This is a genomic window from Candidatus Delongbacteria bacterium, assembly GCA_041675285.1.
Lineage (GTDB): Bacteria > CAIWAD01 > CAIWAD01 > CAIWAD01 > CAIWAD01 > CAIWAD01.
In genome coordinates this window covers 99,346-125,489 of the sequence record JBAYTZ010000004.1, presented here as the reverse complement: position 1 = coordinate 125,489, position 26,144 = coordinate 99,346, and the positions used below count along the sequence as shown (strand labels likewise).

Annotated in this window: 24 protein-coding genes; 12 read left to right on the top strand and 12 right to left on the bottom strand. The window is 69.9% G+C overall.

Annotated elements, in window-relative coordinates; genetic code table 11:
- The first annotated feature begins 79 nt into the window (after positions 1-79).
- The 5 genes from WC326_05510 (at position 80) to WC326_05490 (ending at position 4,308) form a co-directional block, all read left to right on the top strand.
- Entirely contained in the window at positions 80-1,279 is a 1,200-nt protein-coding gene (locus tag WC326_05510) for a Fic family protein (protein MFA7330517.1), read from the top strand.
- Positions 1,276-2,070: a molybdate ABC transporter substrate-binding protein gene (gene modA, locus WC326_05505; protein ID MFA7330516.1), complete on the top strand. Its 795-nt coding sequence runs from the start codon at positions 1,276-1,278 to the stop codon at positions 2,068-2,070. The genes WC326_05510 and modA overlap by 4 nt, the downstream gene beginning before the upstream one ends.
- A gap of 81 nt (positions 2,071-2,151) precedes the next feature.
- Positions 2,152-2,817: a molybdate ABC transporter permease subunit gene (modB, locus tag WC326_05500; GenBank protein ID MFA7330515.1), complete on the top strand. Its 666-nt coding sequence runs from the start codon at positions 2,152-2,154 to the stop codon at positions 2,815-2,817.
- On the top strand, positions 2,808-3,527 hold the full coding sequence (locus tag WC326_05495) for an ATP-binding cassette domain-containing protein (GenBank protein MFA7330514.1): 720 nt from the start codon (positions 2,808-2,810) through the stop codon (positions 3,525-3,527). The genes modB and WC326_05495 overlap by 10 nt, the downstream gene beginning before the upstream one ends.
- Positions 3,528-3,636: 109 nt before the next feature.
- Entirely contained in the window at positions 3,637-4,308 is a 672-nt protein-coding gene (locus WC326_05490) for an MOSC domain-containing protein (protein ID MFA7330513.1), read from the top strand.
- Between the two features lie 10 nt (positions 4,309-4,318).
- Here WC326_05490 and WC326_05485 read toward each other — a convergent pair whose 3' ends face one another.
- Positions 4,319-4,969: a hypothetical protein gene (locus WC326_05485; GenBank protein ID MFA7330512.1), complete on the bottom strand. Its 651-nt coding sequence runs from the start codon at positions 4,967-4,969 to the stop codon at positions 4,319-4,321.
- A gap of 112 nt (positions 4,970-5,081) precedes the next feature.
- On the opposite strand from WC326_05485, the gene WC326_05480 reads away from it, so the two are divergent.
- Complete coding sequence (locus WC326_05480) at positions 5,082-8,786, top strand: transglutaminase domain-containing protein (GenBank protein MFA7330511.1); 3,705 nt, start codon at positions 5,082-5,084, stop codon at positions 8,784-8,786.
- 55 nt (positions 8,787-8,841) lie between these two features.
- On the opposite strand, the gene WC326_05475 is transcribed toward WC326_05480, so the two are convergent.
- From WC326_05475 to WC326_05455, 5 genes are all read right to left on the bottom strand, one after another.
- Entirely contained in the window at positions 8,842-10,542 is a 1,701-nt protein-coding gene (locus WC326_05475) for an acyl-CoA dehydrogenase family protein (protein ID MFA7330510.1), read from the bottom strand.
- A gap of 77 nt (positions 10,543-10,619) precedes the next feature.
- Entirely contained in the window at positions 10,620-11,567 is a 948-nt protein-coding gene (locus WC326_05470; protein ID MFA7330509.1) for an electron transfer flavoprotein subunit alpha/FixB family protein, read from the bottom strand.
- A 9-nt stretch (positions 11,568-11,576) separates the two neighbouring features.
- A complete protein-coding gene (locus WC326_05465) occupies positions 11,577-12,350 on the bottom strand; it encodes an electron transfer flavoprotein beta subunit/FixA family protein (protein MFA7330508.1) in 774 nt (257 codons plus the stop codon).
- A gap of 57 nt (positions 12,351-12,407) precedes the next feature.
- On the bottom strand, positions 12,408-12,704 hold the full coding sequence (locus tag WC326_05460; protein MFA7330507.1) for a 4Fe-4S dicluster domain-containing protein: 297 nt from the start codon (positions 12,702-12,704) through the stop codon (positions 12,408-12,410).
- Positions 12,705-12,722: 18 nt separating this feature from the next.
- Positions 12,723-14,045, bottom strand: a complete 1,323-nt coding sequence (locus WC326_05455) for an FAD-dependent oxidoreductase (GenBank protein ID MFA7330506.1) — start codon at positions 14,043-14,045, stop codon at positions 12,723-12,725.
- Positions 14,046-14,331: 286 nt separating this feature from the next.
- Between WC326_05455 and fabV the strand changes: the two genes are divergently transcribed.
- Positions 14,332-15,540 carry an enoyl-ACP reductase FabV gene (gene fabV / locus WC326_05450; protein ID MFA7330505.1) on the top strand — a complete coding sequence of 403 codons (1,209 nt, stop codon included), beginning with the start codon at positions 14,332-14,334 and terminating at the stop codon, positions 15,538-15,540.
- A gap of 17 nt (positions 15,541-15,557) precedes the next feature.
- Here fabV and WC326_05445 read toward each other — a convergent pair whose 3' ends face one another.
- The gene (locus WC326_05445; protein ID MFA7330504.1) at positions 15,558-16,121 is read right to left on the bottom strand and encodes a hypothetical protein; all 564 of its coding nucleotides are present in this window, start codon (positions 16,119-16,121) and stop codon (positions 15,558-15,560) included.
- Positions 16,122-16,454: 333 nt separating this feature from the next.
- On the opposite strand from WC326_05445, the gene WC326_05440 reads away from it, so the two are divergent.
- On the top strand, positions 16,455-17,621 hold the full coding sequence (locus tag WC326_05440) for an MFS transporter (GenBank protein MFA7330503.1): 1,167 nt from the start codon (positions 16,455-16,457) through the stop codon (positions 17,619-17,621).
- A 7-nt stretch (positions 17,622-17,628) separates the two neighbouring features.
- On the opposite strand, the gene WC326_05435 is transcribed toward WC326_05440, so the two are convergent.
- Complete coding sequence (locus tag WC326_05435; protein ID MFA7330502.1) at positions 17,629-17,838, bottom strand: T9SS type A sorting domain-containing protein; 210 nt, start codon at positions 17,836-17,838, stop codon at positions 17,629-17,631.
- Between the two features lie 2,100 nt (positions 17,839-19,938).
- Between WC326_05435 and WC326_05430 the strand changes: the two genes are divergently transcribed.
- The 4 genes from WC326_05430 to WC326_05415 all read left to right on the top strand — a co-directional run bounded on the left by WC326_05430 (position 19,939) and on the right by WC326_05415 (position 22,246).
- Positions 19,939-20,331 (top strand): energy transducer TonB, encoded by a 393-nt coding sequence (locus tag WC326_05430; protein MFA7330501.1) that lies wholly within the window; start codon positions 19,939-19,941, stop codon positions 20,329-20,331.
- A 147-nt stretch (positions 20,332-20,478) separates the two neighbouring features.
- Positions 20,479-21,078 carry a sigma-70 family RNA polymerase sigma factor gene (locus tag WC326_05425; protein ID MFA7330500.1) on the top strand — a complete coding sequence of 200 codons (600 nt, stop codon included), beginning with the start codon at positions 20,479-20,481 and terminating at the stop codon, positions 21,076-21,078.
- Positions 21,075-21,380 carry a hypothetical protein gene (locus WC326_05420; protein ID MFA7330499.1) on the top strand — a complete coding sequence of 102 codons (306 nt, stop codon included), beginning with the start codon at positions 21,075-21,077 and terminating at the stop codon, positions 21,378-21,380. The genes WC326_05425 and WC326_05420 overlap by 4 nt, the downstream gene beginning before the upstream one ends.
- On the top strand, positions 21,377-22,246 hold the full coding sequence (locus WC326_05415; protein MFA7330498.1) for an energy transducer TonB: 870 nt from the start codon (positions 21,377-21,379) through the stop codon (positions 22,244-22,246). Before WC326_05420 ends, WC326_05415 begins: the two co-directional genes overlap by 4 nt.
- 43 nt (positions 22,247-22,289) lie before the next feature.
- On the opposite strand, the gene WC326_05410 is transcribed toward WC326_05415, so the two are convergent.
- The 4 genes from WC326_05410 to WC326_05395 all read right to left on the bottom strand — a co-directional run bounded on the left by WC326_05410 (position 22,290) and on the right by WC326_05395 (position 26,046).
- Positions 22,290-24,170 carry a KUP/HAK/KT family potassium transporter gene (locus tag WC326_05410; protein MFA7330497.1) on the bottom strand — a complete coding sequence of 627 codons (1,881 nt, stop codon included), beginning with the start codon at positions 24,168-24,170 and terminating at the stop codon, positions 22,290-22,292.
- A gap of 66 nt (positions 24,171-24,236) precedes the next feature.
- A complete protein-coding gene (locus WC326_05405) occupies positions 24,237-24,764 on the bottom strand; it encodes a hypothetical protein (protein MFA7330496.1) in 528 nt (175 codons plus the stop codon).
- Between the two features lie 31 nt (positions 24,765-24,795).
- Positions 24,796-25,236 carry a hypothetical protein gene (locus WC326_05400; GenBank protein MFA7330495.1) on the bottom strand — a complete coding sequence of 147 codons (441 nt, stop codon included), beginning with the start codon at positions 25,234-25,236 and terminating at the stop codon, positions 24,796-24,798.
- Positions 25,237-25,338: 102 nt separating this feature from the next.
- Positions 25,339-26,046 carry a DNA alkylation repair protein gene (locus WC326_05395; protein MFA7330494.1) on the bottom strand — a complete coding sequence of 236 codons (708 nt, stop codon included), beginning with the start codon at positions 26,044-26,046 and terminating at the stop codon, positions 25,339-25,341.
- Between the last annotated feature and the right edge of the window lie 98 nt (positions 26,047-26,144).

Genomic DNA, 26,144 nt, shown 5'->3' with positions numbered 1-26,144 from the left:
CCCAGAGTCGGGCAGCAGTTGACATTAGCTCCAATCTTATTTCAATTACTGGCCGTCATATGAAACAAGAGTCACTCCCATGTCAACTGACGCGCCAAAACCTCTCCAACCCGGGGACCCTGCCGACCTCAAGACCTTTCAGGCCGGACGCCGCGAAGTCCAGTACCAGTACAGCAGCTTTCTGCCCGAACCCATCAACCGCGAGTGGATCCTCAGCGACCCCCGCACCTTGACTCTGCTCGAGGAGGCGACTCGCCTGTTGGGCGAGCTGAACGCCTTCTCCCAACTCATCCCCGACGTCGACTTCTTCATCCGCATGCACGTGGCCAAGGAAGCCACCACGTCAAGCCGCATCGAGGGCACGCGCACGAATCTGGAAGAGGCTCTTGTGGAAGAACAGGACCTGAATCCAGAGCGGCGGGATGATTGGACGGAGGTCCACAACTACATCCAGGCCGTCCACCACGCCATCGGTCAATTGCCGACGCTGCCGCTCTCCAATCGCCTCCTCCGTGAGACTCACGCCATCCTGTTGCAGAGCGGGCGGGGCCAGGCGCGGCAACCGGGGGAGTTCCGCACCGGCCAGAACTGGATCGGTCCCAGCCTGAAGCACGCGACCTTTGTTCCTCCGCACCCGTCCCACGTCCCGGCCCTGATGAGCGATCTGGAGCTCTTCCTGCACAACGAGCGCATCCATGTGCCACACCTGATCCGCATCGCGCTCATTCACTACCAGTTTGAGACCATCCATCCTTTCAACGACGGCAACGGCCGGCTGGGGCGACTGCTGATCGTGCTCTATCTGGTCCACTTCGGCCTGCTGGCCAAACCCGCGCTCTACCTTTCGGATTTCTTCGAGCGCCACAAAGGCGAGTACTACGACCAACTGATGGGGGTGCGTGACACAAGTCGCCTGGAACCCTGGCTGCGCTTCTTCCTCGTGGGAGTCCAGGAAACCGCGAGCCAGTCCATCCAGGTCTTCAAAGACATCCTGGCGTTGAAGGAGCGGATTGAGCGCACGCTTCTCCCCACCTTTCACGGGCGACGCCAGGCCAATGCCCAGCGGCTCTTGCGCCTGCTGTACCAAAGCCCCGTCGTGACCATCCGGACAGTGGCCGAGCGGCTGGCCGTCCCGACCAACACGGCCACGGCCCTGATCACCGACTTCGTCCGCCTGGGCATCATGCGCGAGATGACAGGACAGAAGCGCAACCGCCTGTTCATCTTCCAGGACTACGTGCGACTCTTCACTCTCTCCAGCGAAAGACCGGAGCCATGAGTTCTCGCCGAGCATTCCTTTCATCCACCTTGTTGTTGATCCTGCTCCCGGCCATCCTGGGCGGAACCCCCACTTCGGTCCGCGCGGCGGAGCGGGTGGAGATCACCGTCTCCGCGGCCATCAGCCTGAAGAATGCCTTCGAAGAGCTGGGCGCACTCTACGAGAAGCAGAGCGGCGTCGGCGTGCTGTTCAACTTCGGCGCGTCGGGCCAGCTGCTGCAGCAGCTCATCGGCGGCGCGCCGGTGGACGTGTTCGCCTCCGCGGCCCAACAGGATGTCGACGAGGCCGAGCGGCGCGGCCTCCTGCTGCCCGATTCCCGCGCCAATTTCGCGGGCAACCAGCTCGTGCTGGTGGTGCCTGCCGCCTCCCACAGTCGGCTGGCGTCCTTCAAGGGCCTGAGCCACAAGGACGTGCAGCGCATCGCCGTGGGGAATCCGCGCAGCGTGCCTGTCGGCCGCTACGCCCGGGAGGTCCTCCTCTTCCACAAGCTGCTGCCGGCCCTGGAGCGCAAGCTGATCTACGCCGAGAACGCCCGCCAGGTGCTGGACTGGGTGGCCCGCGGCGAGGTGGACGCCGGCGTGGTCTACGCCACGGACGCGGCCTCGCGCCCGCATGAGGTCCGGCTGGTGGCCCAGGCGCAGGATGCCAGCCACACGCCCATCGTCTACCCCGCCGCCGTGGTGCGCGGCACGCCGCACCAAGCCCAGGCCCGCGCCTTCCTGAGCCTGCTGCTCTCCGAAGCGGGGCAGGAGATCCTGGGCCGCCACGGCTTCCAGCGGGCCACGCGCTGAGCGACAGCCGGCCGGCGGATCCGCCTGTCTCACGGCCCGGGACCCCGCCCGGCGCCGGACGGAAAACGCTACTCTGGGTCCATGGACGACGCCATTCTCAGCAGCATCCGACTCAGCCTCCAGGTGGCCTTCACAGCCACCCTGCTGGTGGTGCTCACCGGTCTTCCGCTGGCCTGGCTGCTGGCGCGGCGCCGTTTCCGCGGCAAGGAGCTGTTGGACGTGCTGCTGACCCTGCCGCTGGTCCTGCCGCCCACCGTCACGGGCTACTACCTGGTGCTGCTCTTCGGTCGCCACGGCTGGCTGGGCGGCCCGCTCTTCGCCGCCACGGGCTGGAGCGTGGTTTTCACCTGGCAGGGCGCGGCGCTGGCCTCCTACGTGGTGGCCCTGCCCCTGTTGATCAAGACCGCACGTGCCGCCTTCGAGTCCGTGGACGAGAACCTGCTGCGGGCCTCCACCTGCTGCGGGCACTCGGAGTGGTCCACCACCCTGCGCGTGCTGCTGCCGCTGGCCCGGCGCGGCCTCTGGGCGGGCACGGCCCTGGCCTTCGCCCGCGCCATGGGCGAGTTCGGCGCCACGCTGATGCTGGCGGGCAACATTCCCGGCCGCACGGCCACCATGCCGCTGGCCATCTACAGCCTGGCGGGCAGCGGCGAGTGGGGCGCGGCCCACGCGCTGGTGCTGCTGATGACCGTGCTCTCGGGCCTCTTCCTCTACCTGGCCAACCGCGGAGCCGGCCGATGGCTGTGAGCGGGCTGGAGGTCCGGCTGCGCAAGCGCGTGCCCGGCTTCACGCTGGATGTGGAGTGGCGCATGGAGCACGAGCTGGCCGTGCTCTTCGGCTTCTCCGGGGCCGGCAAGACCATGACCCTGCAACTCGTCTCCGGCCTGCTGGACCCCGACGAGGGCCGGGTGGCCCTGGACGGAGAAGTCTGGTGTGACACAGCCGCCGGTCTGCGCCGCCCGCCCGGTCGGCGGCCGGTGGGCTACGTCTTCCAGGACCTGGCGCTCTTTCCCCACCTGAGCGTGCTGGGCAACGTGCTGCACGGCGCACCGGACCTGCCGGCCCCCCGGCGCCGCGAGCGCGCCCATGAGCTCCTGGCCACCTTCTATCTGGAGGGGCTGGAGGAACGCCTGCCGCGCGAGCTCTCCGGCGGCCAGAAGCAGCGCGTGGCCCTGGCCCGCGCCCTCATCCGCCAGCCCGCGCTGCTCATGCTGGACGAGCCCTTCTCCGCCCTGGACCGCCCGCTGCGTCTGGAGATGCGCGAGGTGCTGCAGGAGGTGCGCGCCCGCTTCCAGATCCCCATCCTGCTGGTGACCCACGACCTGGAGGAGGCGGCGGCCCTGGCCGACCGCTGGATCGTCTACGAGCAGGGCCGGGTGGCCCAACAGGGCCGGCTGGAGGCTCTCCGCGCGGCGCCCGCCTCCCCCGCCGTGGCGGCATTGCTCGGCGCAGGCTGAGGGCCACCGGGGCATTCGCCCCAAGTCGTTTGACACCCGCTTCGTCCGGCCTTATCATGCCCACCGGCCACGGGCGCAAGTCCCATGACCCAAGCCAGGGAGACCGCAGATGCAGCCACCACGCCCGGATCCCCGCGTAGTTGCCGTGCTGGCCGGCCGGGTCATCCGGCGCGTCGACGGACAGGGGGAATGGGAGAGTGCCGTGGAGAAGCTCCCGCTCGGCGGCCCGGCCAGTGTCACACGGCTGGGGCTGGAGGGCGACGAGCAGGCGGATCGCCGGCACCACGGCGGGCCGGACAAGGCCCTGCTGGCCTGGGCGGCTGCCCACTACCCGCGCTGGGCGGACTGGCTGGGCCGGCCGCTGGCGGCTGGGTCCTTCGGCGAGAACCTGCTGCTGGAGGGACTGGACGAAGAGCTGACCTGCCTGGGGGATCGCTGGGCCCTTTGTCCGGCCGGCCACCCGGAGGACGAGGATCCGCCGGTGTCGGCGCCCGTGCTGGAGGTGAGCCAGCCCCGCGTGCCGTGTTACAAGCCGGGCCGTCTGCTGGGGCAGGCGGACATGGCGGCGCGGATGGCGGAGTGGGGTCACACGGGCTGGTACCTGCGCGTGCTGGTGGCGGGCCAGGTCGCCGCGGGAGCCCGGCCACGGCTGCTGCAGCGGCCCCATCCCGACTGGAGCGTGGCGCGCTGCTGGAAGGCCTACGCCTGTCGGGACACCCATCCGCAGGAGTGGCAGGCCCTGCGCCGGCTGCCCGAACTGGCCGAGGCCTGGCGGACCTGACGCGGCCGGATCAGGGCCGGCTCGCCCCCCGCAGGTTGGGCGTCCAGCGCAGGGTGCCCTGGGCTTGCCGCAGCAGCGCGGAGCCATCCCAGATGTCCGCCATGTGCAGCGATGTCCAGGAGACGCCCACCGCCAGATCCGGCAGCAGGCGCAGATCCACGCCCACCCCCACTTCCAGCGCCACGCCTTCCACCACACGCCGCTTCAGTGTCTCCGGCTCGGCCGCATCCATGTCCGTGAGCGTCCACGGATCGCGAATCATCTGACCCCAGCCCAGTCCGCCGCGCAACCAGGCCTGCAGGTCGAGGCGCGGATCCGAACGCACCAAGGCGCCCAGCGTGATGGCGCGGGTCCGGAAGGCCGCGCCGCTCAGCGCCAGGTGCCCGCCGTCGGCGCCCTGCCAGCCCACGCTGTCCGTCGCCCGCAGGGCGTTGCGCCCGTGGGCCGTCACGGACAGGACCGCCTTCAGCTGCTCATAGGTGCCCATGTGCAGACGGGCGCCGCCGCACCAGCCCGTCGGTCCGTTGAAGTCCAGCTGCCCCTGGCCCTGCTGGCCGCTGGGGACGCAGCGCCCCGCCGCGAGCTGCAATTCGAGACCCTGGAAATCCCCCAGTGAGGCCCGGCAGAGGGAAACGGCCAGCAACAGGAACCACACTCTCACGCGCGTCCGCATCCGCTTCCTTCCTGTTGGACCCCCTGACCGCGCCACGCGGCTGACAGAATCAGTATCATACTTGCGTCACTTCCCCGCCAGATCAACACTTGAGGTTCACATGCTGTGTCGCTTGCTGCCGCTGTTGTTGTTGGCCGGCTGGTTGCGCGCCGGGACGCTGGACAAACTGGAGCAGGACTACAACGCCGGCCGGCTCTCGGCCGTCATCGAGCGCGCGGAGCGCCTGCAGCGAGCCGGCGGCAGTCCGGCGGAGCGCGCGGCGGCCTGTCGCCTGGCGGCGCTGGCCCACAACCTGCGGTTGGAGTACGCGGCGACCAACGCCTGTCTCACCGAGGCCGTCGTGCTGGACCCGGACCACTTGCTGAACCCGGCGCTCCTGGCCGACTACTCCGGCAATCTCCAGCTGCGCGGCCTGCAACCCGGCACGTTGTCGGAGTTGGAACGCTTGCAGGCCGTGTCGACGGGACGTCCGGATCTGCACCGGTTCTATCGCAGATTGCGGGCCCAGGCGGAGGCCCAGCAGGGTCGCCTGCGGAGCGCGGACTCCCTGTTGTCGGCAACCGGCGGATTGGGCGAGTACTGGCTGGCCGGCCCCTTCGCCAACATGGCCGCCTCCGGTTTGCGCCGCCTGGAGGACGTGGAGGCGGGCCTCTTCGACACCACCGCCACCTGGGAAGACCAGTTCGGCCTGCCCTGCCAGTGGCGCCGGATCCAATCCGCCGGCGGTCTGGTGGACCTGGACATGCTGCTGGGCGGCAAGCCCGACGGCTGCTCGGCCCTGCTGACCCACGTGCTCAGCCCGCTGGAGCAGCCGGCCCGCCTGCTGCTCAGCGGATCCGGGCAGTTCCGCGTGCAGGTCAACGGCGCCTGGCTGCTGGAGACCGCCGAGCATCAGGCGGGCATCGACCTGCTCTACGAGCTCCCCGTGCGTCTCGCCGCGGGCTGGAACCGCATCCTGGTGAAGGCCTGCGCCGAACAGCAGGCCCTCCAGGTCGGCCTGAGCCTGGTCACCGACGCCGGTCACCCCCTCGAACTGGAAGTGCGCGCCACGCCGCCGGGGCCGCTGGTGGCGCAGCTGCCCCAGGGAACGGCGCCGGACGCCGTGGCGGCCTGGGATCCCGGCGCGTGGCTGCCGCGTCTGCTGGCCCGGACGGACCTGCCCCTGGCCGATGAGGTCTACCTGGCCTCCTTCCTGTTGAAGCGGGGCTTTCTGGAGGATGGCCGGCACTGCCTGCGGCGTCTGGAGGCCCGCTTCCCCAGCGGCCTGGCCAGCGCCATGACCCGCCTGGACGACCTGAACATGAATCTGCGCGCCAACGAGGCCTCGCAACTGCTGCGCACACTGGCCGACCAGTACCCGGAGCTCCTGCTGGCTCGCATGCTGCAGCCGGGACGTTTGCTGGAGGAGCACGACAACGACGGCTGCCGCCGGCTGGTGCAGGAGCTGCACAGCCTGTTTCCCGACCAGTCAGAAGTCATCCTGCACCGCGGGCTGATGCTGCTGATGGACGGCGACACGCCGGGCGGACTGGCCCTGATGAGGCAGGGCATCGCCCGGGAGCCCGGCTGCCTGGACCTGCGCAACTCGCTGCTGGAGATCCTGGCCGCCCTCCAGGACGAGGACACGCGGCAGGCGGAGATCTTCGCCCTGGCCGGGGCCCGGCCCGATTGGCCCGAGGGGCTGCGCTGGGCCGGCGGCGAGGCCTTCCGCCACGACCAGCCGGAGGAGGCCCTGCGCTGGACCGCGGCCGCGCTGGCCGCGGACGGCCGCCGGGACATTTACCACCGGGACGCGGCGCTGGTGATGCAACGCGCCGGGCGGCTGGACGAGGCGCTGGAGCACGTCAACCGCGGACTGGCGGTGAGCCCGGCCATGGAGGGGCTGCTGGCGCTGAAGCCCGTCCTGCTGGACAAGCTGAACCGCCGCGAGGAGGCCCTGGAGGCCCGGCTGGAGCAGGCCCGGCTCACGACGCACAACTACACGCTGCAGGAGATGATCCGCGCGGCGCGCAGCCAACCCTCGCCCTTCGACGAGTTGCCCGGCATCCGGCGCGAGACCCTGCTGGCGGAGTCGCTGGACTGGGTGCCGACCGGCTCGCCAGCGGTCTACCTGCTGGACGAATGCCAGTACGTGTTCCAGCCCGGCGGGGCCTGCGACCGGCGCTACCGCTACCTGGTGAAGGTGCTCACCGACGCCGGCGTCAAGGACTTCATGACCATGAACGCCTCGGGCAGCGTGGAGGTGGCCCGCACCATCAAGGCCGACGGCCGGCAGATCATGGCCGACATCAAGAACGGCGAGGCCGCCTTCGCGGACCTGGAGCCGGGCGATCTGGTGGAGTTCCAGGGCCTCAGCACCACACTGCCCACGGCCGGCCTGCCCCACGAGTACTACGGATCCTGGCGCTTCGACGTCGGGTACCCCGTCCTCTGCTCGCACGCCGTCCTGCACTTTCCGGCCGGGATGGAACCCAAGGTCCAGCTGCACAACATCGAGCTCGAAGCCCGGCGGGGACAGGCCGCCGGCCGCCCCTACCTCGAGTACCAGACCTGGCGGCGTCCGGCGCTCCTGCAGGAGTTCCTGGCCCCGGAGGCCCACGAGTACGGCGCCTGGCTGGATTTCAGCACGATCCGGGAATGGGACCGCGTGGTGCGCTGGTATCAGGACGTGATCTCCGGCCGGCTGGCGCCTTCCCCCGAGCTGCGCGAGTTGGCCGGACAGCTGGACGTGTCACAGGGGTCGGACTCCCTGCGCATCCGCCGCGCCACGCACTGGGTGATGGAGAACATCCAATACGAGGGCGAGCAGTTCGTCAACAGCGGCTACCTGCCCCGTTCCATCCGTGAGATCCTGCGGACGGGCTACGGCGACTGCAAGGACCAGGCCGTGCTGCTGGTGGGCCTGCTGCGCACGCTGGGCGTGTCGGCCTCCGTGGCGCTGGTCAACAACTCCGACCACATGGTTCGCTCCTACCTGCCCTCCCAGCGCTTCACCCACGCCATCGTCAAGGCCGTGACACGGGACGGCCGCGTCTACTGGATCGACACCACGGCCCGGCGCCTGACCTTCCCCAACGTGCCGTACACACTGGAGGGCCAGGAGGCCCTGGTGGTGGACGGACAGGGCGCAGGCTTCGAGCGGATTCCCCTCGATCCCCTCGCGGGCCTCTCCAGCCGCGCAGTCCTGCACGCCGTGGCGGCGGCTGATGGCGGCCTGCAGGTCCGGGGTCGCATCGACTACACGGGCGAGGAGGCGGCCTGGCTGCGCGACTACATCTCCCGCGAGAAGCCCGAGACCCACGAGGCGCTGGTGAACGGGATCGTCAGCGAGAGCCGGCCCGGCGCGCGCTTCCAGTCCTTCCGGGTGCAGGCCGCCGGTCTGGATGAGGACGTCAGCGTCGACTTCGACTACGCGCTGCCCACCGCGGGCACCTCCGCCGGCAGCCTGCTGCTGGTTCCGCTGCCCTGGAGCGCCAACGACGTGCCGGACGACCTGGCCACGCTGGAGACCCGGCGCACCGCGCTGGACGTCACCCACCGGCGCGGTAGCTTCGACGAGACCATCGAGCTGGAGCTGCCCGCCGGCGCGACCCTGCTGGGCGAGGTCAAGGCTGTCGAGTTGAAGTGCCCGTCCGGCTCCTATCACCTCAGGCGTGAGCCGGCCCCGGCGGGCGTGGTGCGGATCTGCCGGCACTTCGAGATCACGGGACAACGGATCGAGCCCGGCGACTATCCGCCCTTCCGCGAATTCCTGCACGCGGCCTGGAAGGCGGAGAACGAACGGCTGGTGCTGCAGATGCCCTAAGCGGGCCACAAGGGAGGAAGCGCCGGCGCCCGATTGGACGCCGGCGCGGCGATTCTCAGGCTTCGACCAGCCGCTCCAGATCCAGCGTGCGGTCGCCCATCACGATCTCGTGGTTCATGCGCAGGCGCGGCAGGGCGTCGGCCAGGAAGCGGCGCACCACCTTGCGCTTGTAGCTCCACTTCTCGGCCTGGGCCAGCAGCAGCCAGCCCACGTAGTGGTCCAGGGCCATGTCCACCACCCGGCGGGCCATCAGGTCGCGATACTCCGGACCCCGCTGCTTGAGGCAGGTCGTGGCCTGGTCCAGCAAGGGGCGCGAGTCGTGCAGGCGCTCGGCCAGCCCGGCCAGTTCCGGATCCTCCCAGACGCGCCCGGCATAGGGCTCCAGGATGGCGGACAACTCGCCACGCACCAGCCGGACCACGGCCCAGTCAATCTGGATCTGGCTGGTGCCTTCGTAGATGTTGGTGATCCGCGCGTCGCGGAACAGGCGCTCCACCGGGTAATCCTTCATGAAGCCGTTGCCGCCGTGCACCTGGATGGCCGTGCTGGTGACCATGTTGCACAGCTCGGACGTGTAGTACTTGACCATCGGCGTCAGCAGGTCCGCGGCGCGGCCGTACTTCTTTTCCTCGGCGTTGAGACCCAGCTTCTCCGCGCCCTCCTGCAGGTCCACGAAGGTGCTGGTGGCGTAGAGCAGGGCGCGCGAGGCCTCCGTGGCCACGCGCATCTCCGCCAGCATCACGGCCACGGCGGGCAGCTCGACGATCTTCTTGCCGAACTGCTCGCGGTCGTTGGCATAGGCCTCCGCCTCGCGCAGGGCCGCCTCGCTGATCCCCACCGACTGGGCGGCCACACCCAGCCGCGCCGCGGCCATCAGCCAGGCCGTGTAGCGGGTGAGCCCGTGTCCGCGCCGCCCGATCAACCGGGCCGGCGCCTTGTCGAAGTAGATCTCGCAGGTGGGCGAGCCGTGGATGCCCAGCTTCTCCTCGATGCGCCGGACCTGGACGCGCTCATCGCGTGTCACAAGGAAGAAGCTCAGCCCGCGGCCGCCGCCGTACTTGGCGGGATCCTCGCTGCGCGCCAGCACCAGCAGCACGTCGCCGCAGCCGTTGGTGATGAAGCGCTTGCTGCCCGTCAGCGTCCAGTTGCCGTCGGGGTTCTCCTCGGCTTCGAGCTGCGAGCGCGTGCGCACGGCGCCCAGGTCGCTGCCCGCGTCCGCTTCGGTGAGCACCATGGCGCCGCTGAGCAGGCCGGCCGCCATGTCCGGCAGGATCTCGTTCTTGATCTCGTCGCTGGCGAACTGCTGGATCGTGTCCGCGATGCCCTGCAGGCCGAAGAAGTTCATCAGGCTGGCGTCGGCCCGGCTGACGATCTCCACGGCCGCCGAATAGAAGGTCTTGGAGAAGCCGATGCCGCCGTAGGCCGGATCCATGGTGAGGCCAGTCAGCTGGGCCTCCTTCAGGTCGTCCAGGTTGCGCTGCAGCGGCTCCGAGAAGATCACCCGGCCGTTCTCCAGCCGGCAGCCCAGCCGGTCCACTTCCTCGGCCCGGGGGGCGATGCGCTGGGCGGCGATGGTCCCGATGGGATCCGACAGCATGTCGAGGTTGGCTTCGCGGGCCTCCTCGACGCTCTCGAAGGGAGCCTCGGCGTGGCCCGTGTCCCCGCGCATGGCGAAGATGGAGGCCCAGTCCGTCATCTGCTCCATCACGAAGCGCAGATCGGGGTTGTCCTGATAGAAATTCTCGCTGGTCAGCATGTCGGCCTCGTTTTTCGCTCTTCCCGCTCTTCATTCATTTCGCAGATCGCATCGCGGATTTCGTGTCCCCTTCCCGCTTAGCCCAGCAGCTCGATGAGCTTGGGCACGACGGTGGTCAGGTCCCCCACGATGCGGTAGTGGGAGACGCGGAAAATGGGCGCCGAGGGGTCGCTGTTGATGCCCACCACGGTACGTGCGTCGCGGATACCCACCAGATGCTGGACGGCACCGCTGATTCCGCAGGCGATGTAGAGGTCGGGCTTGACGGTCACACCCGTCTGGCCGATCTGCCGCTCCGCCGAGACCCAGCCCGCGTCCACGCTGGCCCGGGTGGCGCCGATCTCGCCGCCCAGCTTCTCCGCCAGACGCTCCAGCAGGGCGAAGTTCTCCCGGCTGCCCACGCCCGCGCCGCCGCCCACGATCACCCGGGCGTCCTTCAGGTTCACGGTCTTCTTCACCACTTCGCGGCGCAGCACCTCGCCCGCCGCCCCGTCCCCGGGCGCCAAGTTCAGCGCGCTCACGCTGCCGCCGCCAGCGCTGGCCCGCACCTCCGCCACGCCGTCCTTGAGCGTGACCAGCACGGGGCCGGCGCCCTCGGGCTGGTAGGCCGCCCGCACCCGCGCGTCGAACTCCGTCCTGAGCAGGCGCCAGGAGTCCCCGGCGCGCTCCACGCCGTCGCAGTCCACCAGGCAGGCGGCTTCCAGCCGGCCCGCCGTCAGGGGCGCCAGGTCGTTGCCCACCGTGCTGGCCGGGAAGAGCACCAGCGCCGGGTCGCGCTCCGCCACCACCGCGGCCACCACGGACGAGACCGGGCCGGCCAGGTAGTTCGCCAGCGCCGCGTGTTCCACGGTGAGCACCTGCGCAGCGCCGTGGGCCAGCGCGACCTCCGCCGCCGCGGCCAGGGACTGTCCGACCAGCAGGGCCTCCGCCGCGCCGCCCAGATTGCCGGCCAGGGCCAGGGCCTGCAGGGAGAGGTCGGTCACGCCGTTCTCGTCGTGTTCCAGAAAAACCAGGATCCGTGTCATCCATTCCTCCTAGCGGATGTCCCGCAGCAGGGCGGCCAGGGCCGCTTCGCTGCCCGCGTCCACGTCGTGCGTCTCCACGCTGCGCTGGGGCAGGGCCGTCAGCCCCGCCAGCCGCATGCGGCGCGGTTGTTCGGCCAGGCCCAACTCGGCGGCGCTCCACTCGGGGATGGGCGCCTTCTTGAGCTTGAGCTTGAGCATGGCCTTGGCCGCGCGTGGCGTGCGCGGATCGTCCTTGAGCAGGTAGACGCCCAGGGCCAGCACGGCGGGCAGGGGCAGGCGCACGAACTCGCTGCCCATCTCGATCTCACGCCGGCAGGTGACCTGGCCGGGGACCAGCTCCGTCAGGCTGTCCACGTAGGTGAGCTGGGCGTGGCCCAGCCGGCCAGCCAGTTCGCCCGCCAGCAGGGAATTCTCGCCCTCGGGGACGCTGACGCCCAGCAGCACCAGATCGTGGGCGCCGATGCGCCGGATGGCCGCCGCCAGCAGGGCTGCCCGCGCACCCGTGTCCAGGCCCTCGTCCGCCGTCACGCGGACGGCCTCGTCGGCCCCGCGGTACAGGCACTCGCGTAGCACGTCCACCTCGCCGGGTTGCCCCACGGCGAGCACAGTCACAGTGCCGCCCTCGCGGTCCTTGATCTGCAGGGCCTGCTCCAGGCTGTTCAGGTCCTCGGGTTCGAAGCGCCGGGGCAGCGCCTTCAGGACGCCGCCCGGTCCCAGCGGCTCGCCCACGAGGTCACGCGTGTCCCAGACCTCGCGCACGACGACGATGATGTGATACGACAAGGTTCTTCCTTTCCCCTTCTGTGTTCCAAAGGACAGGAGGCGCGCCGGCGCCGCGGCTCAGTAGCGGTACTTGACCCCCATGCCGCCGTCGGGGAAGCGCCAGTCGAGCGAGTCCGTCGGGCAGACCTGCACGCAGGTGCCGCACTCTAGGCAGTTGTCATGCGACACCAGCACCACGGCCGGGTCGTTGGGGTTGCGCTTGTAGACGTGCGCCGGACAGAGCAGCACGCAAGGCTTGCCCGCGCAGTCGCGGCAGAGCGCCGGCTGCACGGTGATGTGCGGATGGTCGCTGTCGGGCTCGTAGCGCGTGCGGTAGAGCTTGTCCTCCAGCGTCAGGCTGAACAGGTCGGCCATGGCCTCTCCCGCTTTCTGTTACAACAGTTTGCGGGCGCGCAGCAGGTCGCGCACCAGCTTGAGCTTGGACAGGCCCTGGAAGAACTCGCGCAGGGCCCGCTTCTGCAGGTCCGCCTTGGAGTCCTCCGTCACGGTGAAGTAGTCCACCAAGAGGCGGCTCACGCGGTCCGGATAGAGTCCCAGCAGCTCGGGCGTGGACTCCAGGATCCGCGGCAGCTCGCGGTACTTGCGCAAGTCGGCCAGCGCCGCGCTGCCGGCCATCCGGCGCTCATAGGAGGCCAGCCCGGCCCGGCTGAAGTCCCCGCGCTCCCGGGCCTCCAGCACGGCCTCGGCGGCCTGGGTGCCGGAGAACATGGCGTGGTTGGTGCCTTCCTTGTAGAGCGACATGTTCACCAGGCCCGCCGCGTCGCCCAGCACCAGGGCGCCGTTGCCCGCGAAGCGCGGCAGGCAGTCGATCCCGCCCTCGGGAATCATGTGCGCGCTGTATTCCAGCAGCTCGCCGCCGCGCAGGTAGCGCCGCACCTCCGGGTGCTGCTTGAAGCGCTCCAGCACGTCGCCCGGCTCCAGCCCGGCCTTCTGCAGGCTCTCCAGCCGTCCGGCGAAGCCCAGGCTCACCGTCTCCTTCTGGGTGTAGATGAAGCCGCCGCCGATCAGGTTCTCGAAAGGCGCGCCGATGAAGTCGATGGCCGCGCCCTGGCCGGGCTCCAGTCCGAAGCGGTCCTCGATGACGCCGGCGGGCAGCCCGATGGTCTCCTTGACGCCCAGCGCGAAATGCTGGGGCTTGGGTCCGGCCATGCCCAGTTCGCGGCAGGCCGCCTGGCCCACCAGACCGTGGGCGCCGTCGGCCAGCAGCACCACGTCGGCGCGGAACTGCTCCTCGCCACGCAGCTGCACGCCCACCGCGCGCCGGGCCGCGCCCTCACCCTCCAGCAGCACGCGCTCCACCACCGTGCCTTCCACCAGACCCGCTCCGGCGGCCTCGGCCTGGCCGGCGAACCAGCGGTCGAAGGCCGGGCGGTGCACGGTCCAGGTGTGGTTGAAGGGCGCCCGCCCCCAGGCTTCGCTGCCGAAGTCCAGCGCCAACTGGCGCTCGGGCCCCAGGAAGACGATCCGGCGCCGGGTGACGGCGCGTTCCACCGGGGCCTGCTCGTGGAAGTTCGGGATGAGCCGGTTCAGCACCGTGCCGTAGAGCAGACCGCCCATGTTCTTGGCGCCCGCGCTCTCGCCGCGCTCCACCACCACCACTTCCAGCCCGCGCCGGGCCAGGCAGAGGGCGGCGCTGATCCCGGCCGGGCCGGCTCCCACCACCAGGGCGTCCACCTTGACCTGTTCGTCGCTCATGCGCGGCCTCATGACTTGCCCGGGTCCGATCTGCGGCCGGGCGAACACCTGTCCGGCCGTCAGGACCCGGACATTTTCCTGTTAAAAAGTAGAAAAGCCCACAGGGGGGAGCAATGAAGGGAACGGTTTTCCCCTGTAACAGGCTGCTTTCGCGAACGACTGCGGGGCTCCCGTGCCTTGTGAAGCACATTGTTCGCCCATCCGAACCCCGGTCCACTTTCTATATTGGACGCGCATCAACCTAAGGAAGGGCCGTCAGGCCCTTTCGTCCGTCAGCAGGAGAATCATGAACCCGCATCACCATCACCATAAAATCCACCTCACGCCGCGCACCTTCGGTTTCATCAGCACCGTGGCGCATCCGGTGGGGCTGGAGCGGGAGGTGGCCCGGCAGATCCGCGTGGCCTGCACCATCCGCCACCGCGAACTGGGCGGCAACATGCTGGTGCTGGGCAGCTCCATGGGCTACGGCTTGGCGGCGCGGATCATCGCCACCTTCGGCTACGGCATGAAAACCCTGGGCGTCTCCCACGCCCGTCCCCACCGCGGCAGTCGCACGGCCACGGCCGGCTGGTACAACACGGCCCACTTCCACCGCCTGGCGCGGATGGAGGGCCTCTACGCCGACACGGTGATCGCCGACGCCTTCTCACGCGAAGCCCTGGAGGAGAGCCTGGAGCGCGTGGCCCGCGAGCTGGGGCCGCTGGACTACCTGGTCTACAGCCTGGCCGCGCCGCGCCGCACGGATCCCGAGACCGGCGAGACCTTCCAGAGCGTGCTCAAGGCCGTGGGCCGGCCGCACCACACCAAGCTCATCGACACGGCCAGCTGGGAGATCTCCGAGGGCGTCTTCGAGGCCGCCACGGAAGAGGAGATCCGCTCGACGGTGGGCGTGATGGGCGGGCACGACCTGCGCCGCTGGACCCAGGCCCTGCTGGAGCGCAAGCTCCTCAAGCCCGGCGCCCGCGTGCTGGCCTTCAGCTACATCGGCCCCCCGGCCACCCACCCCATCTACCGGGACGGCACCATCGGCCACGCCAAGGTCCACATGGAGGCCACCTGCCGCGAGCTGGACGAGCGGCTGCGGACGGAACTGGGCGGCTCGTGTCACACGGTGGTGGCCAAGTCCATCGTCACCCAGTCCTCGGCGGCCATTCCGGCCATCGCGCTCTACATCAGCCTGGCCTACCGGATCATGAAGGAGAAGGGCCTGCACGAGACCGCCATCGAGCAGATGCGCCGCCTGTTCCGCGAGCACATCGCGCCGGGCAAGTCGCCCCGGCTGGACGAGGACGGCCGGATCCGGCTGGACGACTTCGAACTGCGCGAGGACGTGCAGGCGGAGGTGCAGCGGCGCTGGGACTCCATCACCACGGAGACGGTCCCGGAGCTGTGTGACATCGCGGGTTACAAGGAGGACTTCATGCGCCTCTTCGGCTTCCAGGTCAAGGACGTGGACTACGAACTGCCGGTGCGCATCGACATTCCGCTCTGAGTGGGGCTCCCCGGCCCTCAGCGCCGCTCGAGCTCGGAGCGCGCCTTGAGCAGGGCCAGTTGGTAGACGATCAGCAGCAGGGCCAGCAGGACCAGCAGGGCCCCCACCATCCGCCCGAACAGGCTCTGGTCGAAGCCCAGCACCCAGAGCCCCAGCGCCAGCACGCCCAGGCAGAGCAGCAGATTCAGCCAGATCACCACGAGATGCTGCCCGGCGGCCACCAGCCGCAGCCGGGAGCGCAGGTTTGCGTCCACGCTGGACGGCGGCAGGTCCCGCGCCAGCCGCGCCACTCCCAGCAGGTAGAGCACGGGCGCCGGCAGCATGCAGGCCAGGGCCCACCAGAGTTCGGAGCCGGGCAGCAGCAGGCGGCTGGTGGCGATCCAGACCAGCACCAGCGCGAACTGGCCGCCCAGATACCAGGCCATCAACCGGCGCACGCGCGCCTCCGCCTCCGCGTCGGGGAGCAGGAAGGTCCGGGTGAAGGGGGTCAGCAGGCTGAACAGGCCCCAGGGCAGAAAGTGCAGGCGGCCCTCGTGGTCACGGACCAGCGTGTGCCCCAGCAGGCGTTCCAGCAGTGCCATGCGATCCTCCTTGTTCCGCCCGCGCCGCCGCGCCCCAGGCGTGTTCAACCCCCAACCCGAAGACCACCCGGATGCGCCGCAGCAGGCGCTCCGCCAGGACGTGGGGATGCGGGGCTCCTGCAACTCGCTGGTTCGGGGAAGGCCGAGCGTCAAGCGCAGGTGGCCCGTCTGATCCAGTGGTGTCGGAATGCCGTGCAATGTAGGATCGCCCCGGCGCTCACGGCTTTTCTACCTTGGGTTCGTCCGCCTCGAGCACGCGACAACCTGGAGCCGCATGAAGCCAATCAGTCCACGCCCGGGCCGGATCACCGGCACCACGGCCGGGTTCCGCGCGTGAGCGGTCTCCCCTCCCACCGTGCCCGGCTCTTCACCCTGTTGTCGGCCAGCAGCCTGACGGTGATGGCGGGAGCCACCATCGCCCCCGGGCTGGGCCTGATGCAGGAGCACTACGGCGGCGATCCCACCCTGGTCAAGCTGGTCCTCACCCTGCCGGGCCTGTTCACGGCGGCGGCCGCCCCGCTGGCGGGCTGGCTGTCCGACCGCCACGGACGGCGCGGCGTGCTGCTGGCGGGCCTGATCCTCTACGCGCTGGCAGGGACCCAGGGCCTCTGGGCCGGCTCCCTGACCGAGCTGCTGGTGGGCCGGGCGGTGCTGGGCATGGCGGTGGGCTTCATCATGACCTGCGCCACCACGCTGGTGCTGGAGTACTGGGAGGGCGAGGAGCAGCGCCGGGCCCTGGGCTGGCAGAACGCCTTCATGTCCTTCGGCGGCGTGGTGTTCCAGCTGCTGGGAGGCTTCCTGGCGGAGGCCTTGGGCTGGCGCGGTCCCTTCTGGGTGTACGCCGCGCCGCTGCCGCTGGCGCTGGTGGCCTGGTTCCTGCTGCCGGAGCCGGTCCGCCACGTTCAACGTGGCGGTCCCCCCGACCCCGCCACCCGCCGCCGCCTGCGGGGATTCCTGATGCTGCTCAGCGCGCTGGCCTTCGTCCACATGGTCGTGTTCTACTACCTGCCCGTGCAGACGCCCTTCCTGCTGAAGGAGATCGGCGTCCGCTCGCCCAGCGCCGTGGCCGCGGCCATCTCCGGCGCCACGCTCTTCGCCGGGCTGGCCTCGCTGCAGTACGCGCGGCTGCGGCGGCGCCTGGGGATCGGGGCGGGCTTCGCCCTGGCCTTCGCCCTGGTGGGACTGGGCTACGGCGTGGTCTTCCTGCAGGCCGGCTATTGGGCCATCATCGCGGGCCTCTCCGTGGCCTCGCTGGGCTTCGGCCTGGCGCGCCCCAACTTCACCGCCTGGCTGCACGCGCACGTGCCCGGTCCCGCGCGGGCCTCCGCCGTGGCCGTCATGTCCAGCTCCATCTTCCTGGGCCAGTTCTGCACGCCCTTCCTGTCGGCGCCGCTGATCCGCGCCTTCGGCCTGCCCGGCGCTTTCCTGGCCAGCGGCCTGCTGCTCAGCGCGCTGGGAGTCTGGCTCTGGCGGCGGGAGTCCCGCTCCGCCACCACCTGAGGTCCGCCTATTTCAGCAGCAGGCACTTGCGCACGATCTGCCCGTCGCCCGCCTCCAGGCGCAGGAAGTACAGGCCCGAGGCCAGCCCGGCGCCGTTCACCACCGCGGAATGCTCACCGGCGGCGCGCCGTTCGTCCAGCAGCGTCCGCACCAACCGGCCCGCCCGGTCGTATAGCCGCAGCCTGACGTGCTCGTTCCTGGGCAGGCGGAAGTCCACCCGGGCGGCGGGGTTGAAGGGATTGGGCCAAGGTTCGCCCAGTTGCAGGCCCGTCGGCCGGACGAGGCCTCCTCCTCCAGACCGCTACTCAGCTCACGGAATTCGCTGTTGTAGAAGCGCTGCGCCTCCTCCGCCCGCAGGAAGAGTTCCTCCACGCTGACCGCGAACAACACGGCCACGCTCAGGCGGGCCCGGCTGCCGACGGCCAGCGGGAAGGGCCCGCAGCTGGACAGGCAATCCCAATCCCCGGGCTGGCCCGCTGTGGAGTCGAAGACTTGCGGCGTCAGGCGCTGCCACAGATCCGCGTCGTTGCGATAGCTGAATTCGGGGAAGGTGAACTGATCGAAGCCGGTCAGGCCCAGCTGGTCGGACTCGTCCGGATCCCGCCACTCGAAGTGCGGCTCGCCCACGGTGGGCTGGCCGTCCGCCTCGCCCACGTCCCCTGTGCCGGCGCGAGCATCCGCACCCAGGTCGTCCTGCGGGCCCCAGTCGCCGTCATTGTCGATGCCGTCGTCCGGACGTTCGTCCAGTCCGGCGGCCACGGCCTGCAGCAGGTCTGCCGGCACAGGCACCTCCGCCCCCGGCGCCGGCAGCTCCAGCCCCAGCAGGCTCCAGTCCACGAAGGCCCGACCGGTCTGGTGCGCGCCTTCGTCGATCAACCCGTTGAAGTTGTCGTCCAGCCGGTTGTCGGACAGTTCCGCCACGGCTTGTCCGGCGGCGCAGGACAGGGTCTGGCCGCGATGTCTCACGAGATAGGGTTCGTCCGCCGCGGGCACGCGCACCAACCGGCGGGGATTGAGACCGCTGGAATCGGCGTAGTCGATCAACACCACCACCTCGCCCTGGACCAGACTCCGTGGCGTCAGCATCTCCTGCAGTCGCGGGGCGTCCAGCACGGGCCAGCCGGGCCCCGCGTCGCCGTCGTTGTCGATCCAGTCCGCCCCGTCGCCGGGGGTCTCCAGCAGCGCGACTCCCATCACCCCCACGTTCCGCACACCCGGCAGGAGCGGATCCCAGCCCGGGCTCCCCTGATCGTCGGCATCCTCGACGTAGACCAAGCGGTGTTGCCGATCGAACGAGTGCCGGTCGTCGGTCGAGTCCCCATTTCCTCCCACGTAGGTGCCCAGCACCAATCCCAGCCGGGAGTCTTCCAGGGGCAGTCCACCCGTGTTGTGGATGTCATAGGTGAGCAGCACCAGGTCCTGCAGCGCCGGCTCGGACCACTCGTAGGCGCGGGTGGCGATTTTCAGTCCCAGTCCGCCGTGCGCTTCGTCGCCCGGGTGCGGCTGGATGAGCGGGACATCGGCCCCCGCCGGGTTGTCCGGGAAGTAGTGCAGCCAGACCTCTGCCGGCACATCATCGCGTGACACAAACTCGGTGGCCAGGAACTCGTGATCGCGACTGTCGTCCTGCCAGAAGTAGGCCTCCTGGGTCGCCGGCCGCGCGCCCTCCGCCAACCCGCTGTTCCAGCCGGCCGCGTCTGTGTCCGGCCAGCTGGCCGGCCAGCTCCAGGGCTGGGTGCTCAGCGCCACCAGACCGGTGTCCGCAGCCAGGCCGGGAAGCGGCGCCAGGGTCCAGTACTCCGCGGGATTGGCCGGGTTGACCTCATCGCGACCCCGGGCTGGACTCTGGGTGGTCAGCACGCTGACCACCTCACGCCCCAGCAGCGGATTGTGGACGGCGCTGCCCAGGATCAGCGCGAATTCCCCTGCGTATTCGTCGCCGCGGCCCCCCGGCCAGTCCAAGCTGTATTCGGGACCCAGCCGACCCAGCAATCCGCTGTTGTAGAGCGTTGTCCAGACCTGGTTGGCATCCAGCGTGTTCTTCCGCCGCTCGGCCAGGTCGCCCCAGACGTCGTCACACCACAGGTCCGCCTGAACGCTGGTGCAGGCCAGCAACAGCAAGGTGAGTCGCGCAAACATCCAGCCTCCCCGGTTGTGATCCTCTGCAAGCACGGGCAAGCTGCGAGTCTTCTGTTTGGTATCCAACCCAATCCGCTACAGGCGGGAATCTCCCGTGGCTCCCGGCGCAAAACTCACCGCCTGCAGGTAAACGCTGGCCCCCACTCCGCGTGTTCATTGCGTCAACCAAGGAGCCGACATGAACACGCATTGGAAATCCATCCTGCTGCCGGGCCTGGTGGGCCTGGCGACGTTGGGGCTGGGCGCGGTCCAGGCGGGCGAGAAAGAATGCGTCCCGCTGTTGGAGGCGCCCGGTCCCGTGGGCGGACCGCAGGCCCTGGCCGCGGCGCTGACCTACCCGCCGACGGCCCTGCGCGAAGGCCTGGAAGGCGAAGTGCGCCTCCAGGTGGAGATCGGCGCCGATGGTCGCGTGGGCGAAGTGCTCGTGCTGCAGACCGCCCGGGCGGATCTCGATTCCGCCGCCGTCCACGCGGTGCGCGACTGCCCCTGGGTGGCCGGGCGCAGCGCGGAGGGTCCGCAGCCCTGCACGGTCGTGGTCCCGGTGAACTTTCGGCTGGCCCCCAAGCCTTGATCTGCCGACCTTGCCAAGGGGCGGACCCAGCCGACCCGCAAAGCCCTTGCAGTCTGTCGGGCTTGGGCCTTGGATGGGATTCGCGCCCATATCGAGACCGGTTTTTCGGAAGTTTCGCTGAACATACTGGTGGTCTGATCAAGAAACTTGCGGAAAATCCGGGCCGATAGGGGCGATGAAGACCGCCAAGCGACCAAGTCCGACAAACTGCTAGGGAAGGGTCGAGCTCTGAGTGACCGAGCGGAGCACGAGCGCGTCTTTCGTCAACTGGCGGCGGACCTGGAGCCGGAGCTGCTGCGCATCGGCCGCGGCCTGCTGGGTGACTGGGACGAGGCGCTGGACGCCAGCCAGCAGACCCTGCTGACCCTCTGGCAGCACCTGCCCGCCCTGGACACTTCGGCGCCGCTGCGGCCCTGGGTGCTGCGCGTGCACGTCAACCGCTGCCGCAGCCTGCTGCGTCGGCGCCGGGTGCGGCGCTGGCTGCGGCTGGAGGACCTGCCCGAGGTGCCCGCCCCGCCCCCCGCGAACGAACACGACCTGCCCGAGGTGGAGGATCTGCTGCGGCTGGCCCGGGGCCTCAGTCGCCGACAGCGCGAGGCCTGGCTGCTCTGCGACCTGGAGGAGCTGGACAGCGCCGTCGCCGGAGCCGCCCTGGGCTGCCGGCCGGAGACCGTGCGCGTGCATCTGATGCGGGCGCGGGCCCGGCTGCGGGCGGGCTGGCTGAAGGAACAAGAGGAGCGGCCATGAGCCCGTGTGACACAGGGGAGATCCCGCCGCTGCGTCCGGATGCGGGCGAGTTGTGGCGCGCCCAGGCGATCCCGGCGGAGATCCGGCGCCACCTGCGCGGCCTGCCGCTGCCGGACGCCGAACCCGGCCGGGAGGAGCGCGGGCGCCTGCGCTTCGCGCTGCTCGCGCTGGCCGCGATCCTGCTGCTGATCCTGGTGGGGGCGGAGCCGGAAGAACCCGCGGGCGGCCGCCGCCTGGAGCTGCGCTCTGGCCGTGTTCATCTGGTGTGGGTGCGAATCAACGCAAGCGAGGCCTCCAAGTGAAGCGCGTCTTTCCCTTGATCCTGCTGCTGGCGCTGGTGCTGGCCTGCACGCCGCCCCCCGCCGCTCACCGCACGCTTGAGCTCTACCTGGGCGGACCCGGCGAACCCGGCTTGGAGCTGCCGGAGGTGCTGCCTATCTCCCACCCGCTGCTGCTGCGCACCACCCTGGCAGACTCCGACAGCTTCCGCACGGAGTTGGCTCGCTGGCTCAGCCAGCCCCGCCTGCGGCTGCTGGACACGCGCCTGTTGGAGATTCCCGGCGGGCGCGGGGAGCGCGTCTGGACCAACGGCCGCCAGGGGCCGCTGGACTGGGTCCTCGAGACCCGCCGGCGCGCGGGCCGGCGCCAGGTCCAGCTGCGCGTGCGGGAGGACGGGTTGGGCGAGCGGCTCAGCGGCTGGACGGATTTGCTGGAGCGCGAGGACCTGGTGCTGGGGCTGCCGCTGGCGGACGGCGCGGGGCTGTTGCTGCGTTTGCCGCCCGCAGCCATGGAGGCGGGTTCCCACAAGCCAGGACCCACTTTCCCGGACAGCCTGCTGGCCGGCGCCACGTGGCGGCCGCTGGAGACCCTGCCGGCGCTGGTGGACGGCCCCGCCCAGCTGGGCAGACTGGTCCGCTATCCGCCCGCCGCGCTGCGGGACGGAATCAAGGGCACCGTGCTGGTGGCCCTGCGGGTGGATGAAAGGGGTCGGGTGCGGGAGAGCAGCGTGGTGGGCCGCGTGCGCGCCGACCTGGACTCCGCGGCCCGGGTCGCGCTGGAGCAGGCGGTCTTCACGCCGGGGCGGGACCGTCAGGGTCCCGTGGCGGTCTGGGTCACGGTGCCTGTGCGCTTCCAGCTGTCCGACAAGCCGGCCGCCACCCCGCGCTGAGCCGGGGAGCCGGCAGGCCGCGGGCGGACCGGCGCGGACGCGCTCAGATCTCGTCCTGCAGCCCCAGTTCCACCACGCGCCCGGGGGGAATCCCGAAGAAGGTGCGGGCGCTGCGGGCGTTGCGGGACAGGAAGATGAAGAGCAGGCGCTGCCAGCGGGCCAGATGCGTCCGGCCGCTGTCGATCAGCGTGATATGCCCCATGTAGTAGCTGACCTGGTTCAGGTTGACACGCGGCTCGCCCAATCCCTTGAGGATGGCGGGCACGTAGATGTTCTCCATGTAGCCCTGGTGCACGTCCACCTGGTAGAAGCCCTCGCCCAGCGCCCGCGCGTTGACCCGACCCTCGCGGTCCACCACCGGTTGGCGCTCCACCAGCACGGAGAGCACGATCACCGTCTCGTGCAGCACCTTGGTGTGCTTCAAATGGTGCAGCATGATCCGCGGCACCGTGCCGCTGTTCTGCGTCAGGAACACGGCGACGCCGGGCACGCGCAGCGGCGCGTTCTGGCTGTGGGCGATGTCGCGCACGAAGTACTCCAGGGGCAGCAGGCTCTGCCGCACCCGGCGGTTCAACTCCCGGCTGCCCTTCTTCCAGGTGGTCATCACGGCGAAGAGCACGGCGCCCATGGCCAGCGGATACCAGCCGCCGTGGGCGATCTTCACCACGTTGCCCGCGGTGAACACCAGATCGATCAGCAGGAAGCCGCCGCAGATCAACAGCGCGCGCCAGAGTGGCCAGTTCCAGACCGCCACCGTGACGGCGAAGAACAGACAGGTGGTGATGGTCATCGTGCCCATCACGGCGATCCCGTAAGCCGCCGCCAGGTTGGTGCTGGAGCGGAAGAAGAGCACGCAGGCCAGGCAGGCCGCCATCAGCAGGTAGTTCACCACCGGCACGTAGATCTGGCCGTGGACGCTGTGTGACGTGTGCTGGACCTGCACGCGGGGCAGGTAGCCCAGTTGCATGGCCTGCTGGGCCAGGGAGAAGGAGCCGGTGATCAGCGACTGCGAGGCGATGATGGCCGCGCTGGTGGAGATCAGCAGCAGCGGCAGCGTGAACCAGGCCGGCGACAGGCTGTAAAAGGGATTGGCCACGCCGGTCGGGTCCACCAGCACGGACGCGCACTGCCCGAAGTAGCTCAGCAGCAGGCAGGGCATGACCAGGAAGGCCCAGGACAGGCGGATGGGCCGCCGGCCGAAGTGGCCCATGTCCGCGTAGAGGGCCTCGCCGCCCGTGATGCACAGCACCACCGAACCCAGCACCAGCACCCCGTGCCAGCCGTACTGCCCGAAGAAGCGCACCATGTGCAGCGGATTCACGGCCCCCAGGATCTCCGGGTGCTGCAGGATCCCGCCCAGTCCCAGCGTGCCGATGGTGAAGAACCAGAGCAGCATGACGGGTCCGAACACCCGGCCGATGCGGTCCGTCCCGAACTTCTGCACTAGGAACAGGCCCACCAGGATGAGCAGGGAGATGGGCAGCACGGCCGCCCCCAGCCGGGGCAGGGCCACTTCCAGTCCCTCCACGGCGCTGAGGACGGTGATCGCCGGCGTGATCACGCCGTCGGAGAGCAGCAGCGAGGTTCCCACGATGGCCAGGGCCGAGACCAGCCCCAGGGCGCGGATGCGCTTGCCGTTGTCGGCGGTGAGCACCAGCGCGAGCAGCGACATGATGCCGCCCTCGCCGTGGTTGTCGGCGCGCAGGATGTAGCCCAGGTACTTCACCACCACGACGATGGTCATGGCCCAGAACACCAGCGACATCACCCCGAAGATCGTCACGGGGTCGTGACTCAGCCGGTAGTGCTCCCCCAGGGATTCCTTGATCGTGTAGAGCGGCGAGGTTCCGATATCGCCGAACACCACGCCGATGGCCGTCAGGCAGAGGCCGATGAGACCCTTCTGGTGCTGCTGATTGTTCAAGGCATGCCTTCCTGTCACGGCTTGCGATCCTGATCCCGCCCCATCCAGCGGTCCCGCGTGCGCCCCCTACTCCGCCGGATCCGCCTCTCCCTCCAGGGAGCGGACCGCGCGGACCTGGTGGATCTGGGCCGCGATCAGCAGCCAGCACAGCAGCATGAGGTAGAGGAAACTGGTCGGACTCATGTGGGCGATCCGCCAGTTGAACAGCACCACCGGCGCGGCCAACAGGGCGGGGACAAAGGACAGGACCAGCCAGAACCCCTCGCGGGGCACGTTCCGCAGGCGGACGCCGCCTTGGCGCAATTCGCCCGCGGCGGCCAGCCGCCGCCGCCACTGCCGGTCCTCCTGCAGCAGGTGGAGCTGGGTCAGGAGCAGCGCGCCCCAGGGCAGGGTGTGCCAGTCGGTCAGCCAGTCCAGCAGCCCGTTGAGCACGGCCAGCAGCAGCAGGATCAACAGTCCCTTGATCCACCAGCGATGCCGCTCGCGCCGCAGGCTCTGGTGCGTCGCCGGATCCACGACCACCCACTCGCGTCGGCGCAGGGAAAGCAGCCAGGCGGCGCGTCCGTCGGGGGTGGTCCCTTGAATTCCGGTCATGCGCTCTTCTCCCGGCTCCGTGTCACGACCCTCAGTCTCCGGCTTTCTCATCTTCCCGCACAGCCGGCGGGTCCGCGTCGTCGCAATACCCCGGGTAGTGGACACGCAGACAGTCCGGACAGATGCCGTGGCTGAACTCCGTCCCCGTGTGGTCCCGCACGTAGGCCTCGATCTGCCGCCAAGCGCCCCGGTCGTCGCGCACCCGGTGGCAGTGGCTGCAGACGGGCAGCATGCCCTGCAGCATCTTCAGGTGCCGGAGAATCTGACTGGTGGACGCCATCACCACGCCGGCACACAGCAGTGTCATGACGGTCTCGGTCAGCCCCTCCACCCAATTCACAGGCGTGGCCTGGAAGCCGAACCAGGCGTGCGGCAGATCCAGGATCTCGTCCAGCCACAGCACGGCGATCACGGCCAGAAAGCCCGTCGCCTCCATGAAGATCACGCGTCGGCGGAGTTGCGCCACAAGCATGGCAGCCTCCAGTCTGGTGTTCCGGGGGTGGCCCAAGATAGGATGGCCTGCTGAGCCGCTCCAGGGGCGGAGTCTATCCGGGTCCGACGGCGCGGAGGCCGCTCAGCAGCGGACGCTCTTGCGCTTCTTCCCGATCACGCCGCGCAGGCGCAGTTTCTCGATGTAGGCCACGGCGTCGGGGGTCCGGCAGTCCGTGCCGCCCATGTCCACCCGGATCCGTCCCAGCGCGCGAGCCACGGCCAGGGCCTCTTCCGTCAGAGCGGGCACGCAGCCCCCCGCCGCGATGAGGAAGCCGTTCATCACGTGGGGCAGCCGGCCCGGGCTGCCGGGAAGCGTGTCGCGCACCTGGCCCAGCAGTCCGCGCAGCTCCGCCAGGTCCAGGCGCTCGTCGGGCGTAATGGCCAGCAGGCTGGACCAGGTGGCCCAGCCCGAGCAGGCGGTCGCCGCGCGCGGCGACTGGATCCACTCCCGGGCCAGCGCCCTCCCGTGGGGACTCTCCGCCGCACACCACGCCACGGAGTATTCGCTGAGCATGTGCCAGCCCGCCGTGTCCGCCCAGTGCCGCAGCTGGTCCCGGATGAAAGCGGCCGGGTCGCTGATCAGCGCCGCCAGGTAGCGCGCGTCGCTGTTGCCGCTTTCCCACAGGGCCAGCGCCAGCGCCTGATCCACCTTGATCCGCCGCACCAACTTCTTCAGATCCTCGATCTTCACCCCGAAGAAGGGCGCCGGGGCCCCGTGCTTCAGCCAGATGCGCCGCGTGTCCTCGTGGCCCAGGGTCGCCAACTCGGCCAGCACCTCGTCCACATTCATGGGTCCCGCCCTTCCTGGCCCGCCGCCGGGCCGCTGCGTCCGCCCAAGACGGACCCGTGGAACATGAAGGACCCCCGCCGGGGCGGGGGTCGGTGGAG

What these genes read in the sequence shown, in the direction of transcription:
- WC326_05510 (MFA7330517.1), top strand. Translation starts at nt 80, where the DNA reads ATGTCAACTGACGCGCCAAAACCTCTCCAACCCGGGGACCCTGCCGAC.
- modA (MFA7330516.1), top strand. Translation starts at nt 1,276, where the DNA reads ATGAGTTCTCGCCGAGCATTCCTTTCATCCACCTTGTTGTTGATCCTG.
- modB (MFA7330515.1), top strand. Translation starts at nt 2,152, where the DNA reads ATGGACGACGCCATTCTCAGCAGCATCCGACTCAGCCTCCAGGTGGCC.
- WC326_05495 (MFA7330514.1), top strand. Translation starts at nt 2,808, where the DNA reads ATGGCTGTGAGCGGGCTGGAGGTCCGGCTGCGCAAGCGCGTGCCCGGC.
- WC326_05490 (MFA7330513.1), top strand. Translation starts at nt 3,637, where the DNA reads ATGCAGCCACCACGCCCGGATCCCCGCGTAGTTGCCGTGCTGGCCGGC.
- WC326_05480 (MFA7330511.1), top strand. Translation starts at nt 5,082, where the DNA reads ATGCTGTGTCGCTTGCTGCCGCTGTTGTTGTTGGCCGGCTGGTTGCGC.
- WC326_05475 (MFA7330510.1), bottom strand. Translation starts at nt 10,542, where the DNA reads ATGCTGACCAGCGAGAATTTCTATCAGGACAACCCCGATCTGCGCTTC.
- WC326_05470 (MFA7330509.1), bottom strand. Translation starts at nt 11,567, where the DNA reads ATGACACGGATCCTGGTTTTTCTGGAACACGACGAGAACGGCGTGACC.
- WC326_05460 (MFA7330507.1), bottom strand. Translation starts at nt 12,704, where the DNA reads ATGGCCGACCTGTTCAGCCTGACGCTGGAGGACAAGCTCTACCGCACG.
- WC326_05455 (MFA7330506.1), bottom strand. Translation starts at nt 14,045, where the DNA reads ATGAGCGACGAACAGGTCAAGGTGGACGCCCTGGTGGTGGGAGCCGGC.
- fabV (MFA7330505.1), top strand. Translation starts at nt 14,332, where the DNA reads ATGAACCCGCATCACCATCACCATAAAATCCACCTCACGCCGCGCACC.
- WC326_05445 (MFA7330504.1), bottom strand. Translation starts at nt 16,121, where the DNA reads ATGGCACTGCTGGAACGCCTGCTGGGGCACACGCTGGTCCGTGACCAC.
- WC326_05430 (MFA7330501.1), top strand. Translation starts at nt 19,939, where the DNA reads ATGAACACGCATTGGAAATCCATCCTGCTGCCGGGCCTGGTGGGCCTG.
- WC326_05420 (MFA7330499.1), top strand. Translation starts at nt 21,075, where the DNA reads ATGAGCCCGTGTGACACAGGGGAGATCCCGCCGCTGCGTCCGGATGCG.
- WC326_05405 (MFA7330496.1), bottom strand. Translation starts at nt 24,764, where the DNA reads ATGACCGGAATTCAAGGGACCACCCCCGACGGACGCGCCGCCTGGCTG.
- WC326_05400 (MFA7330495.1), bottom strand. Translation starts at nt 25,236, where the DNA reads ATGCTTGTGGCGCAACTCCGCCGACGCGTGATCTTCATGGAGGCGACG.
- WC326_05395 (MFA7330494.1), bottom strand. Translation starts at nt 26,046, where the DNA reads ATGAATGTGGACGAGGTGCTGGCCGAGTTGGCGACCCTGGGCCACGAG.